At 65.7% G+C, this 17,130-nt stretch carries 12 protein-coding genes; 1 reads left to right on the forward strand and 11 read right to left on the reverse strand.

Features of this window, described 5'->3' with window-relative positions:
- Positions 1 to 35 precede the first annotated feature (35 nt).
- The 8 genes from FG94_RS04220 to FG94_RS04255 form a co-directional block, all read right to left on the reverse strand.
- Positions 36 to 662: a YitT family protein gene (locus tag FG94_RS04220; protein ID WP_051996136.1), complete on the reverse strand. Its 627-nt coding sequence runs from the start codon at positions 660 to 662 to the stop codon at positions 36 to 38.
- Positions 663 to 666: 4 nt separating this feature from the next.
- Positions 667 to 1,413: a peptidylprolyl isomerase gene (locus FG94_RS04225; RefSeq protein ID WP_036207479.1), complete on the reverse strand. Its 747-nt coding sequence runs from the start codon at positions 1,411 to 1,413 to the stop codon at positions 667 to 669.
- Between the two features lie 19 nt (positions 1,414 to 1,432).
- Positions 1,433 to 2,116: a respiratory nitrate reductase subunit gamma gene (gene narI / locus FG94_RS04230; RefSeq protein WP_027863683.1), complete on the reverse strand. Its 684-nt coding sequence runs from the start codon at positions 2,114 to 2,116 to the stop codon at positions 1,433 to 1,435.
- A 24-nt stretch (positions 2,117 to 2,140) separates the two neighbouring features.
- A complete protein-coding gene (narJ, locus tag FG94_RS04235) occupies positions 2,141 to 2,797 on the reverse strand; it encodes a nitrate reductase molybdenum cofactor assembly chaperone (protein ID WP_036207482.1) in 657 nt (218 codons plus the stop codon).
- Between the two features lie 66 nt (positions 2,798 to 2,863).
- Positions 2,864 to 4,420, reverse strand: a complete 1,557-nt coding sequence (gene narH / locus FG94_RS04240; RefSeq protein WP_027863681.1) for a nitrate reductase subunit beta — start codon at positions 4,418 to 4,420, stop codon at positions 2,864 to 2,866.
- A gap of 26 nt (positions 4,421 to 4,446) precedes the next feature.
- Positions 4,447 to 8,262: a nitrate reductase subunit alpha gene (locus tag FG94_RS04245; RefSeq protein WP_081925778.1), complete on the reverse strand. Its 3,816-nt coding sequence runs from the start codon at positions 8,260 to 8,262 to the stop codon at positions 4,447 to 4,449.
- Between the two features lie 253 nt (positions 8,263 to 8,515).
- A complete protein-coding gene (locus tag FG94_RS04250; protein WP_036207485.1) occupies positions 8,516 to 9,904 on the reverse strand; it encodes a NarK family nitrate/nitrite MFS transporter in 1,389 nt (462 codons plus the stop codon).
- A 49-nt stretch (positions 9,905 to 9,953) separates the two neighbouring features.
- Positions 9,954 to 11,225: a nitrate/nitrite transporter gene (locus FG94_RS04255; RefSeq protein WP_027863679.1), complete on the reverse strand. Its 1,272-nt coding sequence runs from the start codon at positions 11,223 to 11,225 to the stop codon at positions 9,954 to 9,956.
- Positions 11,226 to 11,439: 214 nt separating this feature from the next.
- On the opposite strand from FG94_RS04255, the gene FG94_RS04260 reads away from it, so the two are divergent.
- On the forward strand, positions 11,440 to 13,794 hold the full coding sequence (locus tag FG94_RS04260) for a response regulator (protein ID WP_081925779.1): 2,355 nt from the start codon (positions 11,440 to 11,442) through the stop codon (positions 13,792 to 13,794).
- Between the two features lie 6 nt (positions 13,795 to 13,800).
- Here FG94_RS04260 and FG94_RS04265 read toward each other — a convergent pair whose 3' ends face one another.
- The 3 genes from FG94_RS04265 to FG94_RS04275 are packed head-to-tail and all read right to left on the reverse strand — an operon-like array spanning position 13,801 to position 17,130.
- Positions 13,801 to 14,487 carry a response regulator gene (locus FG94_RS04265; protein WP_027863678.1) on the reverse strand — a complete coding sequence of 229 codons (687 nt, stop codon included), beginning with the start codon at positions 14,485 to 14,487 and terminating at the stop codon, positions 13,801 to 13,803.
- A gap of 19 nt (positions 14,488 to 14,506) precedes the next feature.
- Positions 14,507 to 16,486: a type IV pili methyl-accepting chemotaxis transducer N-terminal domain-containing protein gene (locus tag FG94_RS04270; protein WP_229445850.1), complete on the reverse strand. Its 1,980-nt coding sequence runs from the start codon at positions 16,484 to 16,486 to the stop codon at positions 14,507 to 14,509.
- On the reverse strand, positions 16,483 to 17,130 hold the full coding sequence (locus FG94_RS04275; protein ID WP_036207490.1) for a carbonic anhydrase: 648 nt from the start codon (positions 17,128 to 17,130) through the stop codon (positions 16,483 to 16,485). Before FG94_RS04275 ends, FG94_RS04270 begins: the two co-directional genes overlap by 4 nt.

Here is a 17,130-nt window from a genome sequence, read left to right on the forward strand (position 1 = left end):
GAAAAAAAAAGGTCAGTCTGCCACGGTGGGCCGGATCAGTGCGCGAGATAGCGTCCGGGCCGGTGGTTGATCGCCAGGGTCAGGTTGAGCACGGCGGTGCCCGCCAGTGACAGCATCCAGGACGCTGGCGTGAGCAATGCGAGCGAAGCCAGCAGGATGAGCGCGTCGATCGCGAGCTGCACCAGGCCGGCGCGCCAGCCGAAGCGTTCCTGCAGCCAGATGCAGAGGATGTTGAACCCACCCAGGCTGGCCCGGTGGCGGAACAGCATCAGGAGGCCCACCCCGACCAGGACGCCGCCCATCAGGGCGGCGTAGATAGGATGCACCCGGCCCAGCTGCAGCACGCCCGGCAGCAGCTCTGTGCCGAGCGAAAACAGCAGCACTGCGCCCAGGGTTTTGAGCGTGAAGCGCCAGCCCAGCTTGCGCAGGGCGAAGGCATAGAAGGGCAGGCTCAGGACAAGGAAGATCTTGCCGAACCCGATGCCGGTCGCGTAGTGGAGCAGCAGGCACAGTCCGGCGACGCCGCCGGTGACCAGGCCGGCGCTGTTCATCAGGGTGACGCCGAGCGACACCAGCATGGCGCCGCCGACCAGGGCCTGCAGGTCGTCCAGCACCGAGTGCGGGACGCTGCGTTCGGCGATGGATTGTCCGGCGCCGGCCATGGCCTTACTGCACCAGCGGCGTGTCGGCGCCTTCCAGGGTCACGCCGGTGATCTCGGCCCGTCCCACCAGCAGTTGCAGGTACTGGTGCACGCCGCGCTGCCAGGCGGCGGTGCCGAGGTAGTCGGCGATCTGGGCACGCACCGCCTCGAAGGGCAGCAGGCGACCCTCGACCCGGCGCTGGACCTGGACGATGTGCAGGCCGAAGCGGGTTTCCAGCAGGCGCTCGGCCAGCTGGCCTTCGCCGAGGCGGAACAGCAGCTTGTCGAACTCGGGCACGCACTGGCCGCGCGAGAGCTGGCCCAGGCTGCCGCCGACCGCGCCGGACGGACAGTTCGAGTACTGGCGCGCCAGTTCGTCGAAGCGCTCGGGCGCGGCGCGCAAGGCTTCCAGCACTGATTCGGCGGTGGCGCGCACCAGTTCCAGCGGCACGCTGGGCGTGACCTGGAACAGGATGTGGCGCGCCTCGACCATCTCGCCGTTGGTGAAGCGCTGCGGATGGTTGCGGTAGTACTGGGCGCAGGCGGCTTCGTCGGCCTGCGGCACCCGTATTTCGCGCGCCAGCAGGGTTTCGATGCAGGTGTCGTCATCCTCGCCCTGGATCCCGAGGCGCGCCGCTTCCTGCAGCAACAGGGTGCGCAGCACCACTTCGTGTACCGCTTCCTTGAGCGGATTGGCCGCGTCCTGGTGATGCGGCAGTTCGCGTTCGATGACGCTGTCGTCGATGTCGACGCCGTTGATGGAAAGTCCCATGATGTCTCCTTTAGCCTTCTCAGCGCGGGCGGACCAGCTGGAAGGCGCGGCCCAGGTAAGCCACCGCGCCGAAGCCGCTCCATACGTGCACCAGGCGAGTGAACGGGAAGATGACGAACAGCGACATTCCCATGAACAGGTGCAGCTTGAACACCAGCGGCGCATCGACGATGAAGCCGGCGGCATCGCCGCGGAAAGTGACGATGTGCTGGGCCCAGCTCATCAGGAGCACCATCATGTGGCCGTCCATGTGGCCTGCCGACACGAAGATCGAGCTCAGGCCCAGCAGCAGGGTGCCGAGAATCCACAGCAGGACGATCTTGTCCTTGAAGGTGGTGGCGCGGCGCAGGCGGTCGTTGGCGATGCGGCGCGCCAGCAGCAGCACGATGCCGACCAGGCACAGGGTGCCCATGATGCCTCCGGCGACCATGGCGAACAGCTGCTTGGCGCCGTGCGGAACGCCGAGGCTGTCCCAGACCCAGACCGGGGTGAGCAGGCCGGCGGCATGGCCGAAGAACAGACCGATGATACCGATGTGGAACAGCGGGCTGCCCCAGCGCAGGCTGCCGCGGTGCAGCACCTGGGTCGACTCGGACTTCCAGGTATATTGTTCGCGATCGAAGCGGATCAGGCTGCCGAGCAGGAAGATCGCCAGCGCGATGTAGGGGTAGATCCCGAAGGTGAATTGGTGCAGGTAGTTCATGATGGTCTCCTGGGCATTCGGCGGTCAGGCGGCGGCGCGCGCCTGGCGGTGGGCGCCTTGCGGGTAAAAGTTGATCGGTTGCGTGCCGTTCGCGGCCGGCTTGAGCAGCGGTTCGACGCCGTCGGCACCTGGGCCGAAGGTTTCCAGGGCTTCGTCCATGTCCTTGATCGGCGGCTCGGAGAGTTCCTCGGCCTGGACCGGCGACAGGCTTTCGAGCACGTCGAACACGCCGGCATATACGCTGCCGTTGGCAGCGAGCTTGCGGCCGATGTGGGCCAGCACGTGAACGGCGTCGCCCAGCAGGCGCCCGGCGGCCCCGTCGTCCTGGAGCTGCGACAGGAATTCCAGGAACAGCGGCACGTAGTCGGGCAGCTCGTCCGGGCACATCTCCAGCCCGTGCTTCTTGTACTCTTCCATCAGGTCGACCATGGCCTGGCCGCGGTCGCGCGACTCGCCATGGATGTGCTCGAACAGGTGCAGCGAGTGCGTCGGCGTGCGGTCGAAGGTCTGCACGTATTCCTGCTGCAGCGTGATCATGTCGTTCTCGGCCAGGTGCGCCAGCAGCGAGGCCACGCGGGCGCGCATCGGCACCGGCAGGCCGGCTTCGAGCTCGGGCAGGGCGGCGACCAGCTCCGGCTCGGGGTAGGTCAGCAGCGCCGACAGGATTTGGTAGTGTTGCATGTCGATTCCTCGTTTTCCTTGCCCGCCCCCGGGGGCGGGGGCGGCGGTTGGGATGCATCTAGCGCCTCAGGCGCCTTCCATCTCTTTCTTCTTGCGCGACTTCGGCATCGAGACGAAGTGCACCGAGCCCTGTTTCTTCTTGCCGAACAGGGAGGCGTCGCTGACGCCGTCCGAGCAGCCGTTGCCGAAGGAGAAGCCGCAGGATCCCTTCTCGTTGAAGCTGTCCTCGGCCATCTCCTTGTGGCTGCTCGGGATCACGAAGCGGTCTTCGTAGTTCGCGATCGCCATGATGTGGTACATGTCCTCGACCACGGCTTTCGAGAGGCCGGTCTGCTTCAGCACGGCGAGGTTCTCGACACCGTCGACCGACTTGCTGCGCATGTAGGCGCGCATCGCCAGCATGCGGTCCAGCGCATGGACCACCGGTGCTTCCTTGCCCGCGGTGAGCAGGTTGGCCAAGTAGCGCACCGGGATGCGCAGGCTCTGCGTATCCGGGATGATGCCGTTCATGCCCATCTTGCCGCTTTCGGCCGCGGCCTGGATCGGCGACAGTGGCGGGATGTACCACACCATCGGCAGCGTGCGGTATTCCGGATGCAGCGGGAAGGCGATCTTCCACTCGACCGCCATCTTGTACACCGGCGAGCGCTTGGCCGATTCGAGCCACGAATCCGGAATGCCCTGGCGGCGTGCTTCCTCGATGACCTTTGGGTCATGCGGGTCGAGGAACAGGTCGAGCTGGGCTTCGTACAGGTCCTGCTCGTCGGCTACCGAGGCGGCGGCCTCGATCTTGTCGGCGTCGTACAGCAGCACGCCCAGGTAGCGGATCCGGCCCACGCAGGTTTCCGAGCACACGGTCGGCTGGCCGGCCTCGATGCGTGGGTAGCAGAAGGTGCACTTCTCGGCCTTGCCCGACGACCAGTTGTAGTAGATCTTCTTGTACGGGCAGCCCGAGATGCACATGCGCCAGCCGCGGCACTTGTCCTGGTCGATCAGCACGATGCCGTCGTCCTCGCGCTTGTACACCGAGCCGGACGGGCAAGAGGCGACGCAGGCCGGGTTCAGGCAGTGCTCGCACAGGCGCGGGAGGTACATCATGAAGGTGTTCTCGAAGGTCGAGTACATCTCTTTCTGCACGTTGTCGAACAGCTTGTCCTTGCTGCGCTTGGCGAACTCGCCGCCCAGGTCGTCTTCCCAGTTCGGGCCCCATTCGATCTTGTCCATTTTCTTGCCGGTCAGGACCGAGACCGGACGGGCGGTCGGCGGCGTCTCCGACAGCGGCGCGTTTTGTAGGCGCTCGTAGTCGTAGGTGAAGGGCTCGTAGTACTCGTCGATCGCCGGCAGGTTCGGGTTGGCGAAGATGTTGGCCAGGATCTTCAGGCGCGAGCCCTGACGCGGTTCGATCTTGCCCGAAGCGGTACGCTTCCAGCCGCCGTTCCACTTGTCCTGGTTTTCCCATTCCTTCGGGTAGCCGATGCCCGGCTTGGTCTCGACGTTGTTGAACCACGCGTACTCGACGCCGTCGCGGCTGGTCCAGACGTTCTTGCAGGTCACCGAACAGGTGTGGCAGCCGATGCACTTGTCCAGGTTCAGGACCATGCCGATTTGTGCTCTGATTTTCATTTCAATTCCTCATTCATCCTGGCGCCTTAGGCATTCTTCGGTGCCGGCATCCTTGCCAGCGCGGGTTCGCGTTCTTCTTTCGGGGCCTTCGGCTGCGCTGCCGGCCTGGCTTGCGCCGGCCCCGGACCGCGCGTGATCTCGTCGCTGTTCGGACGCGATTCGTCGCGTGCGCCTTCCATCCACTCCACGTCGCGCATCTTGCGCACCACCACGAATTCGTCTCGGTTCGAACCGACCGTGCCGTAGTAGTTGAAGCCGTACGACAGCTGGGCATAGCCGCCGATCATGTGAGTCGGCTTGGTCACGGCGCGGGTCACCGAGTTGTGGATGCCGCCGCGCTTCTTCGACATCTCCGCGCCCGGCACGTTGACGATCTTTTCCTGGGCGTGGTACATCAGCGTCATGCCTTCGGGGACGCGCTGGCTGACCACCGCGCGGGCGGTGAGCGTGCCGTTCACGTTGAACACCTCGATCCAGTCGTTGTCCTCGATGCCGGCGGCTTTCGCGTCGGTTTCCGACAGCCACACGTGCGGTCCGCCGCGCGACAGCGTCAGCATGCGCAGGTTGTCCGAGTAGGTCGAGTGGATGCCCCACTTCTGGTGCGGCGTGATGAAGTTCAGCGCCAGCTCCTTGTTGCCGTTCGGGCGACGGTTCATGATCGCCTCGGTGGTCTTGGTGTTGATCGCCGCCTTGTACACGCACAGTCCCTCGCCGAAGTCGCGCATCCACAGGTGATCCTGGAAGAACTGCTGGCGGCCGGTCAGCGTGCGGAACGGAATCAGCTCGTGCACGTTGGTGTAGCAGGCGTTGTAGCTGACCTCTTCGCTCTCCAGGCCCGACCAGGTCGGCGAGGAGATGATCTTGCGCGGCTGGGCCTGCACGTCACGGAAGCGGATGCTGTCGTGTTCGCGCGGTTTGGCCAGGTGCGTGTGGTCGCGTCCGGTGATCTTGGACAGCGCATCCCAGGCCTTCACGGCCACGTGGCCGTTGGTTTCCGGCGCCAGCGTGAGGATCATCTCGGCCGCATCGATCGCGGTGTCCAGGCGCGGCTGGCCCTGCGACACGCCTTCTTCCTGGACGGTGCGGTTGATGCCGCGCAGGGTCTCGACTTCGTGCCCGGTCTTCCAGCCGATGCCCTTGCCGCCGTTGCCGGCCTTCTCGAGCAGCGGTCCCACCGAGGTGAACTTCTTGTGGATGTCGCGGTAGTTGCGCTCCACGACTGTCATGGCCGGCATGGTCTTGCCGGGGACCGGTTCGCACTCGCCAAGACGCCAGTCCTTCGGATCGAAAGGCTGACCCAGTTCGCCCGGGGTGTCGTGCATCAGCGGGGTGAGCACGAGGTCCTTGCGGGTGCCGAGACGGGCGCCGCCGATCTCCGAGAACTTGGCGGCGATGCCCTTGTAGATCTCCCAGTCCGACATCGATTCCCACAGCGGCTGCACGGCTTCGGACAGCGGGTGGATGAACGGGTGCATGTCGGAGGTGTTCAGGTCGTCCTTTTCGTACCAGGTCGCGGTCGGCAGCACGATGTCGCCGTACAGGCAGGTGGTCGACATGCGGAAGTCGAGCACCACCAGCAGGTCGAGCTTGCCTTCGGCGGCCGGACGTACCTTGACGTCACGCGGCTTGATGCAATCGGTCTCGTCGCTCAGCAAGGCGTTCTGGGTGCCGAGCAGGTACTTCAGGAAGTACTCGTGGCCCTTGCCCGAGCTGCCCAGGATGTTCGAACGCCACACGAACATATTGCGCGGGAAGTTCGCCGGATTGTCCGGGTCGTCGCACGAAAAATTCAGCTTGCCGGCCTTGATCTGCTCGACCGCGTACTGGGCCGGATCCATGCCTGCCGCTTCGGCCGCGCGCGTCACCTCGAGCGGATTGGTCTCGAGCTGCGGCGCCGACGGCAGCCAGCCCATGCGCTCGGCCTTGGCGTTGTAGTCGATCAGGGCCATCTCTTCCATCTTGCCGTCGGCGGTCGGGCACAGGATTTCCGAGGTGTGCAGCTTCTCGTGGCGCCACTGGCTGGTGTGGGCATAGAAGAACGAGGTCGAGTTCATCTGGCGCGACGGACGGTTCCAGTCCAGCGCGAAGGCCAGCGGGGTCCAGCCGGTCTGCGGGCGCAGCTTTTCCTGGCCCACGTAGTGGGACCAGCCGCCGCCGCTCTGGCCGATGCAGCCGCACATCATCAGCATGTTGATGATGCCGCGGTAGGTCATGTCCATGTGGTACCAGTGGTTCAGCGCCGCGCCGACGATGACCATCGACTTGCCGCGGGTGCGGTCGGCGTTGTCGGCGAACTCGCGCGCCACCGTGATGACGTCCTGCGCCTTGACGCCGGTGTGCTTGACCTGCCAGGCCGGGGTGTAGGGAACGTCGTCCTCGTAGCCCTTGGCGGCGTTCGGGCAGATGCCGCGGTCGACGCCATAATTGGCCATCGACAGGTCGAACACGGTCGTGACCATGGCTTCGCTGCCGTCGGCCAGGGTGATCTTCTTGACCGGCACGTTGCGCAGCAACAGGTCGTCGGCATCCTTGCCGCCGAAGTAGGGGAAGCCGACCGGCACGATGCCGTCGTTGGCGTCGATCAGCGACAGCTGGGGATCGATCGGGTTGCGCGTCGAGCCTTCCTTCTGCTCGAGGTTCCACTTGCCGGCCTCGCCCCAGCGGAAACCGATCGAGCCGCTGGGGGCGACGATCTTGCCGGTGGCCTGGTCGAGCACCAGTGTCTTCCATTCCGGGTTGTTGGTTTCGTTCAGGTTGTCGGCCAGGTGCGAGGCGCGCAGGAAGTAATCCGGCACCAGGGTGCCGTCGCGTTCCTTGAGCATCACCAGCATCGGGAAGTCGGTGTACTGCTTGGCGTACTCGGTGAAATAGGCCGATTTGCCGGTTGCGTGGTATTCCTTCATGATGACGTGGCCCATGGCCATCGCCAGCGCGGCGTCGGTGCCCTGCTTGGGGGCGAGCCAGATGTCGCCGAACTTGGCCATCTCGCCGAAGTCGGAAGACACGGCCACGGTCTTGGTGCCCTTGTAGCGCACTTCGGTGTAGAAGTGGGCGTCCGGGGTACGGGTCATCGGCACGTTCGAGCCCCACACCATCAGGTAGGTCGAGTTGTACCAGTCGGCCGATTCCGGCACGTCGGTCTGCTCGCCCCACACCTGCGGGCTGGCCGGCGGCAGGTCGCAGTACCAGTCGTAGAAGCTCATGGCCACGCCGCCGATCAGGCTCAGGTAGCGGGTGCCGGCGGCATAGCTGACCATCGACATGGCGGGAATCGGCGAGAAGCCGATGATGCGGTCCGGACCATACTTGTCGATCGTATGGGCATTCGCGGCGGCGATCATCTCGTTGACTTCGTCCCACTTGGCGCGCACGAAGCCGCCCTGGCCGCGGATCGACTTGTAGCTGGCGGAGCGCTCCGGATCCTGGGTGATCCACTCCCATGCACCGATCGGGTCGCGGGTGAGGCGCGCCTCGCGCCACATCTGCATCAGGCGGCCGCGCACCATCGGGTGCTTGACGCGCTGCGCCGAATAGACGTACCACGAGTAGCTGGCGCCGCGCGGGCAGCCGCGCGGCTCGTGGTTCGGCAGGTCCGGGCGGGTGCGCGGGTAGTCGGTCTGCTGGGTTTCCCAGGTGATCAGGCCGTTCTTGACATACACCTTCCAGCTGCAGGAACCGGTGCAGTTCACGCCGTGGGTCGAACGCACGATCTTGTCGTGCTGCCAGCGCTGGCGGTAGGCGTTTTCCCAGGTGCGGTCTTCAATGACCACCTCACCGTGGCCGTTCGAGAACGTTTGCTTGGCTTTGCCGAAAAATTTCAGTCGGTCCAGAAAGTGACTCATGGTTTCTCCATCGACGCGCCGGCGGCGCGCTTCGCTAATGTGATTTCACTGTTGCCAGTCTACGGAGCGGCTTGTCCGTTGAGTATTCGTAAGAAGTCGGTCCGGCGCCGGATTTGGGACTAGTGCGCCTACACCTTTCGAACTAGCCCCGCGGTGCTCCGAGAGCACGAAGGCCGCTGCCTGAAGCCTCAGGCAGCGGCCTTCGCCGCAGCGCGCCGGTCAGCCCGGCACGCCACTCCCGCCGGTCGTGCGATCAGCAGGGCATTTCCGCGCCCTTGCGCGAGTAGAACCACCAGGTCACGGCAATGCAGCTCATGTAGAAGCCGATGAAGCACCACAGGGCGGCGTCGGCGCTGCCGGTCAGGGCGATCGAGGTGCCGTAGCTCTTCGGGATGAAGAAGGCGCCGTAGGCGGCGATGGCCGAGGTGAACCCGAGGACCGCGGCAGCCTCCTTGTTGGCGCTGGCGACGGCCTGGGCTTGCACGGCTTCCGGCTGGCCGGCAGCAGCGCGCTGGTGCAGGCTCAGGAAGATCACCGGGATCATGCGGAAGGTCGAGGCGTTGCCCACGCCGGTGCAGGCGAACAGCACCAGCGACATGCCGAAGAAGCCGGCGAAGCTGCCGGGATTGCCGCCGCCGGGCAGGAAGTGCAGCACGCCGAGCACGGCGCCGATCATGGCGACGAAGGTCCAGACGGTCACGCGGGCGCCGCCAAGCTTGTCCGAGATCCAGCCGCCAGCCACGCGGGACAGGGCGCTGACCAGGGGGCCGACGAAGGCGTACTGCAGCGGATTCACGTCCGGGAACAGGGTGCTGGTGAGCAGCGGGAAGGCTGCCGAGTAGCCGATGAACGAACCGAAGGTGCCGATGTAAAGCCAGCACATCAGCCAGTTATGCTTGCGCTTGAAGATCACGGCCTGCTCCGAGAACGAGGCCTTGGCCGAGGCTAGGTCGTTCATGCCGAACCATGCGGCCAGGGAGCTCAGGAGAATGAAGGGCACCCAGATGAAGCCGGCGTTCTGCAGCCAGACCTGCTTGGTTTGGGCGGCGCCTTCCACGACCTTGCTCCAGGTCTGCGGCTCGCCGCCGAACACGGCGGCGGTGATCACCAGCGGCACCACGAACTGCACCGCCGACACGCCCAGGTTGCCCAGGCCGGCATTCATGCCCAGGGCGTAGCCCTTCTGCGCCTTCGGGAAGAAGAAGCTGATGTTGGACATCGACGAGGCGAAGTTGCCGCCGCCAAAGCCGCACAGCAGGGACAGTACCAGCATGGTCGGGTAGCTGGTGGTCGGGTCCTGGACGGCGAAACCGATGCCCAGCGCCGGGATCATCAGCGAGGCCGTCGAGATCGCAGTCCATTTGCGGCCACCGAAGATCGGCACCATGAACGAGTAGAAGATGCGCAGGGTCGCGCCGGACAGGCCCGGCACCGCGGCCAGCCAGAACAGCTGGTTGGTGCTGTACTTGAAGCCGATCGCCGGCAGGTTGACGACGACGACGCTCCAGACCATCCAGATTGCGAAGGCCAGCATCAGGGCCGGGATCGAGATCCAGAGGTTGCGGCTGGCGGTGGCCTTGCCGCGGTGTTGCCAGAAGGCGGGGACCTCGGGCTCCCAGGTCGATATCAGGTAGCTGCTCACAATGTTCTCCTGTGTGCGTTTTTAATTGGTTGATGAAAGGTGGGTAGGATCAGGCTGCCCTGCGTACCGGGGCGGCCGGCGCCTTGGGCGCAATTGCCGCCGGCTGGGTGCGCTCGGGTTTGAACGAGAAGTGCATCCAGACCAGCGAGACGCAGACGGTGCCGTAGAGCAGCATGAACGAGCTCGAGCGGATGCCGGTCAGGTCGACGATGGCGCCGAACAGGATCGGCAGGATGAAGCCGCCCAGGCCGCCGGCCAGGCCGACCACGCCCGAGACCGCGCCGATGTTGTCGCTGAAGTCGTCGGCAATGAAGCGGAACACCGAGGCCTTGCCGATCGCCATGGCCACGCCGACCACGAACAGCAGGGCGGTGAAGGCGATCGGGCCGAGGCCGATCTGCATGTCCATGACGCCCTCGACGGTCTTGACACTCATGGTGGTCTGCGGATACGACAGGATGAAGAAGCAAACCCAGCAGACCCACATCACCCACCAGGTGACCTTGTAGGCGCCGTACTTGTCCGAGATCCAGCCGCCCAGCGCGCGCAGCACGCCGCCCGGCAGCGAGAAGCAGGCGGCCAGCAGCGCGGCCAGCTTCAGGTCGAAGCCGTATTCGCCGACGTAGTACTTGGTCATCCACAGGGCCAGTGCCACGTAGCCGCCGAACACGACCGAGTAGTACTGGCAGTAGCGCCACACCCGTGGGTCCTTCAGCACGCGCATCTGCTGGGCGAACGATTCACCGGAGGGCGTCTTGTGCGCCGGGTCGGAATACGAGAAGAACCAGAACAGCAGGGCGGTGGCGACCATCGCCCCGGCATACACCTTGGGCAGGTACTGCCAGCCGGCCGCGGCGATGATGGCCGGTGCCACGAACTTGGTCAGGGCCGAGCCCGAATTGCCGGCGCCGAACACGCCCATGGCGAAACCGCGGCGTTCCTTGCCGAACCAGCGGGCGACATAGGGCGTGCCGACCGAGAACGAGCCGCCGGCCAGGCCGACGAACAGGCCCAGCACCAGGAAGTGCCAGTAGGCGGTCGCGTAGCTGATCAGGTAGATCGGCAGCGCGCAGGCGAGCATCAGGATGAAGAAGACGATGCGGCCGCCGAAGCGGTCGGTCCAGATGCCGAGCGGGACGCGGGACAGCGCGCCGCTCAGCACCGGGGTGGCGATCAGGAGGCCGAACTCGGTCTCGTTCAGGCCCAGCTTGGCCTTGATGGGGATGCCCAGGACGGCGAACATCATCCATATGGCAAAACAGATCGTGAATGCAAAGGTACTGCTGACGAGGACCGCGACCGGTCGTTTATCAGTGCTCATGTTTTTCTCCTGAAACGCACTTTTCGATAGTTCAAAGCCTACGTGGAAGCGGTATGCCCAACTATTGGCCGGAGGGCGATATTCATTTGGGCAAGAGAGCTAGTGCGGCTAGTCACAAATAGCTAGCAGCCCCAGGCGGGGGGGCGTCGTGATTCGTCCACCTTGAGCCGGCGCAAGCGTGTAGGATGGCGACATTTCCACGAAGCCCAACGCCATGCAGAACCCATTGAGCCTGGAACAACTGAGCAGCATCATCGATATTGCCGAGAACGCCGTCGTCTGTACCGACGAGGCGCAGCGCATCGTGTTCTTCAACCAGGGCGCACAACGGGTGTTCGGCTGGGCCGCCGAGGAAGTGGTCGGCCAGAACCTGGAACTCCTGATTCCCGCGCGGTTCCGCCCGGGACACGGCGAGCGCGTCGCCGGTTTTCGCCATGGCGAGCGGCCGGCGCGGCGGATGGGCGAACGCGGCACCATCTATGCGGTCCGCAAGGACGGCAGCGAGTTTCCGGCCGAGGCCACGATCTCGAAATCCGAGGCGGATGGGCGCGTCATCCTGACCGCGATCCTGCAGGACATCTCCGAGCGCAAGGCCTACGAGCGCGAACTGGAAATGGCCAAGGACAGGGCGGAGGCCGCGATGCAGGCCAAGAGCATGTTCCTGGCCAATATGAGCCACGAAATCCGCACGCCGCTGAACGCCGTCATCGGCATGACCAGCCTGCTCCTGCACACCGACATCAACGAGGAACAGCGCGATTACACGGAAACCATCCGTTCCAGCAGCGAAGCGCTGCTCTCGATCATCAACGACCTGCTCGACTACTCGAAACTGGAGGTAGGGCGGCTCGACCTCGAACGCCATGCCTTCGAGGTGCGGCGCTGTGTCGAGGACGCGCTCGACCTGCTGGCGCCGGCCGCCAGCGAAAAGAATCTCGACCTGGCCTACATGCTCGAGCCGGGAGTGCCGGCGACGATCCTGGCCGACGCCACCCGCCTGCGCCAGATCCTGGTGAACCTGCTGTCGAATGCGATCAAGTTCACCCACCATGGCGAAGTCGTGGTCACGGCCTCGTCCGTCGTGCGCGAGGGTGGCGCCTGCCGGCTCGCCTTTGCCGTGCGCGATACCGGGATCGGTATCCCGGCGCATCGCCTCGAGGACGTCTTCACCTCGTTCACCCAGGTGGACGCCTCGACCACGCGCAAGTACGGCGGCACTGGACTGGGATTGACGATCAGCAGGCGCCTGGCCGAGATGATGGGCGGCGACCTGAGCGTGGAGAGCGAAGTGGGGCGCGGCTCGACCTTTACCTTCGCCATCGAAGCCGAGGCCTTTGACGAGCAACTGGCCGAGAACGTCCTGCGCGACCGCGCCATGCACGTGCGCGGGCGGCGCATCCTGATCGTCGACGACAACGCGACCAACCGGCGCATCCTGATGAAACAGACATTGCTTTGGGGAATGGAGCCGCTGGCGGCGGCCTCCAGCGTCGAGGCGGTCGACCTGGTTCGCGACGGCCATCCTTTCGACGTCGCCATCCTCGACATGCAGATGCCCGACATGGACGGCGCCCGCCTCGCGCTCGAGCTGCGCAAGCACCGCGACCGCAAGGCGCTGCCGCTGGTGTTGCTGACCTCGGTCGGCCAGCGTCCGCGCGCCGATACCGATACCGATGCCGACGACGAGGCCATGGGCGCGTTCTCGGCCTGGCTCAACAAGCCGATCAAGCCGGCCGCCCTGCTCGAGGCCTTGCAGCAGGTACTCGGCGAACGTGGCGGCCGCGCAGAGCGGGCCCCGCTGGCGCCGGCGCTGGCGCCGCAGGCCGGCGCGGAAGTGGACATCCTGGTTGCGGAGGACAATACGATCAACCAGAAGGTCATCAAGCAGTTGCTGCGCCACCTCGGCTACCGGGGCGACGTGGTGGCCAACGGCCTGGAAGCGCTCGAGGCGCTCGACCGCCAGGAGTACCCCGTGATCCTGATGGACATGCAGATGCCGGAGATGGACGGCCTGGAAGCGACGCGCCGGCTGCGCCAGCGCTTCCGCGGCGCCAATGCGCCCTACATCATCGCGATGACGGCCAACGCCATGCCGGGCGACCGCGAACGCTGCCTGGACGCGGGAATGAACGACTACGTGCCCAAGCCGATCGAGCTCGAGGTGCTGGACGGAGCGCTGGCGGCGGCGGTCGAGCACGTGACGGCACGCCGGCGCGACGGTGCGGTCATCAATGCCTCACGGATCGACCAGTTGCGCACCATCGATGACGGCGCCTCGCTGCTGGATGAAGTGATCGGGTCGTTCGTCGGCGAGGTCCCCCAACTGCTGGACAAGCTGGCCCATGCGGTAGAGACGCGGGACGGTCCCTTGCTCGCATCGACCGCGCACTATTTGCAGTCGAGTATAGACTTCGTCGGCGCCAACCGCATGCGGGTGCCATGCATCAATCTCGAGCTGATGGGCAAGGGCGAGCATTTCGAGGACGCCGGCGCGCAACTCGGGGAGCTCAGGCGCACCTATGAAGAAGCAAGTTCGGCATTGCTGGCGCTGTCCGGCCGGGCCAGCTGAGATGGCTCAGGACTGGCGCTCGGAATGGCCGCTCAGTCCCTGCTCGACGGCGAACACCGCAGCCTGGACCCGGCTGGACAGGCCCAGTTTCTTGAGGATGTTCTGGACGTGGATCTTGACCGTGCTTTCGGCCAGGTCGAGCACGCGGGCAATCAGCTTGTTGCTTTCGCCGCGCGCCAGGCAGGCAAGAATTTCGCGTTCGCGCGGCGTGAGCTTGTCGAGTTCGGACGGCGGGGCCGGGGCCCTGGGTTCGCGCTGCTTCTGCAGCTGCGCCATCAGCTTGCCGGTCATGGATTCGGCCAGCACCGATTCGCCGGCGGCGGCGCGTTCGATCGCGCGCACCAGGTAGTCGGCGTCGATGTTCTTGATCAGGTAGCCGCGCGCCCCGCCCTGGAGTGCGGTCGCGAGGTCTTCCGCCTCCTCGGAGACGGTCAGCATGATCACGACGGCCTCGGGCCAGCCCTGCAGGATCAACTGCAGCGTTTCGACCCCGGACATGCCCGGCATGTGCAGGTCGAGCAGGATCACGTCGGGCTTGAACTGCATCGCCCGCTTGACCCCGTCGATGCCGTCGGATGCCTCGCCGACCACGGCAAAACGCGGGTTGCGCTGGAGTAAAGAACGCACCCCGCTGCGGAACAGGGGATGGTCGTCGACCAGCAGGACTTGAATTGGCTCGCTTGATTCGGCCATGCAATTACTCCAATTTTAGTCAGGCAAGCCGGCGCTGCGCACTAGGCACATGCAGGCTGATAGTTGTGCCGGCGCCGGGCCTGGATTCGATGGCCAGGTCGGCGTGGATGTGCCGGGCCCGCTCGTGCATGATGTGCAGGCCCACGTGCTCGCCGGCTGCGTCGGATGCGACGGATGAGTCGAATCCGACGCCATTATCGCTGATCGAGAGCGAAAAGTCTTGGCCGTCCCGGACACGGACCAGCACGTTGTCGGCGCGGGCATGCTTGCGGATGTTCGACAGGGCTTCCTGCACAATGAACAGGATCTGCAACTGCTCCTCGCGCGCGAACGGCGGGCCGCCGCTGCCCTCGGCGACGAAGCTGGCCTCGTGCCCGGTCTGGTCGCGGAATTTTCGCACCGCCTTGCGCAAGGCGCCATTCAAGTCTTCTTCTTCCAGGCGGCTGCGGAAGTTCTGCAGCAGTTCGCGCACATCCTCGTAGCTTTCCTTGACGCCGGCACGCAGCGCCGGCACGATCTCGGCGGCCTCCTGCTGCTGGCCGTTGCGCAGCGACGCCTCCAGCATCTGCACCTGCAGGTTCAGGAAATTCAAGCCCTGGGCGATGCTGTCGTGCAGGCCACGGGCCACCATGTTGCGTTCTTCCGAAATCGCCATCTCACGTTCGCGGGCGGCCAGGCGGATGTTCTCGATCGCCGTGCCCAGCAGCCGTCCCAGGGTGTCGAGCAGGGCGGTGCCGTGTGCGTCGAAGTGTCGTTCGCTGCGGAAATGCAGGCTGAACACGCCGAGGTGCTGGTCTTGCGCGAAGATCTGGAACACCGACACGGTGACGAAGCCTTCCGCCGCGCACTGGGAGACGGCCGGCGCGGTGGGCAGCGGCGGCAGGCTCCCCAGCCAGTGCACCACCGCTTCCTTGCGTTGCGCGGCCTCCCCGCACAGGCAGTCGCCGACCGGCATGCAGCGCTCGGCCTCGGCCATCGCTTCGGACAAGCCTTGCTGGACTACCAGGTGCACCTTGTCGCTGCCGCTGTCGACCAGCCGCACGGAGCCGGCGTCCGCCCCGAAATAGCGAACGATCCGCTCCAGGAAACCTTCGCACATCGGTTCCAGCGGCTGGCGCCGCTGCAGGAAGGCGGCGCTGTCGTAGAGCAGCGCCAGTTCGCGGTTCTGTTCTTCCAGCGCGGCGGTCTTGTCGCGGACCTTGCGTTCCAGCTCGCCGTAGAACTGCTGCAGGCGGTCGGCCATCTGGTTGAAGCCGGCCGCCAGTTGACCGAACTCGTCCTTGCCGTCGACGTCCAGGCGCACGCCGAACTCGGTATCGGCCATGCTGCGCAGGCCGGCGTGCAGGCGTTCGACGGGGGCCACGATCAGGCTGAACATCATGTAGACCAGCACCACCGTGCCGCCCACCGCCAGCGCCATCAAGGCCAGCTGCGAGGAGCGCAGCCAGAACGTGCGCACCTCGTTATCGCGTTCGATCAGTTGCACGACTTCGTCGATCCCGGCGACGTAGGCATCGGTCCCGGCCAGGAAACGGCGCAGCACCGTGAGCCGGTCGGCGCCCTGCGCGGCAAGCACCTGCTGCGCCAGCGGGCGCATGTCGCGGTGCCAGCGCTGCGCCAGCAGGTCGAAACTGGTGCGCACGGCCGTCGTCGGGGGCAGCCCGAGCGGGCGCTGCGGGTCGCCGCGCGCGATCAGTACCAGGGTGGAATCGATCAATGCGATCTGGCGGCGTGCGGCCTGGTCGAAGCCGGCACCCGGGGTATGGACCTCGCGCCCGAGCAACATCGCCAGGCGGTATTCGTGCCTGCGCAGGCTACCGGTCTCGTTGATCGCCGCACCGGCGCCTTCCAGTTGCCAGGACAGCCACAGGGTTGCGCCGATCGCCGCCAGGGCCAGCAGCAGGAAGCCCACCAGCGCGCCGGCGATGCGGGTCGACAGGCGCAGCCGGACAGGAATCGGCGGATAGTCGCGCATGCCGGAGCTCGTCGGTGCGCTCATGCCGCGGCGGCGAGCGGCTCGACCAGATTCAGGAACTCTTGCTTGCGCGGGGAATAGGCCTGCAGAGAACCGGTCGCGATGTCGAAATACCAGCCGTGCAGGGCGAGCTTGCCGGCTTCCACGCGGCGCTTGATCCAGGGATAGGTCATGAGGTTATCCAGCGAGTGCAGGATGCTGGCCAGTTCGGCCGCGCGGCAGCGGCTGTCCTCGTGTTTGTGCGACAGTTCACGCAGGACTTCCTGGCGTACCGGTTCGGCGATGCGCATCCAGCGCGCCACGAAATCGGTCTCCTCGGTGACCCTGGCCTGCGACATCAGGGCGCGGATGCCGCCGCAGCGGGCATGGCCGAGCACGATGATGCGCGAGACCTCGAGGCCGCAAACGGCGAACTCGATGGCGGAACTGACGCCGGGCGGCGCGTCGCGCGTGCAGGGCGGCACCAGGTTGGCGATATTGCGCACAACAAACATGTCGCCCGGATCGCTGCCGGTCAACAGCGCCGGGTCGACCCGCGAGTCGCAGCAGCCGATCACCAGCGTGCCCGGATGCTGCCCGCTGCGCAGGCTGTCCAGGGCAGTCGGCTCGCTCAGGTACTGTTGCTGGAAGCGGCCGAAGCCGCGGATGAATTTCTCGATGTCCTGCAT

The organism is Massilia sp. LC238 (genome assembly GCF_000735635.1).
Taxonomy (GTDB): Bacteria; Pseudomonadota; Gammaproteobacteria; order Burkholderiales; family Burkholderiaceae_D; genus Telluria; species Telluria varians.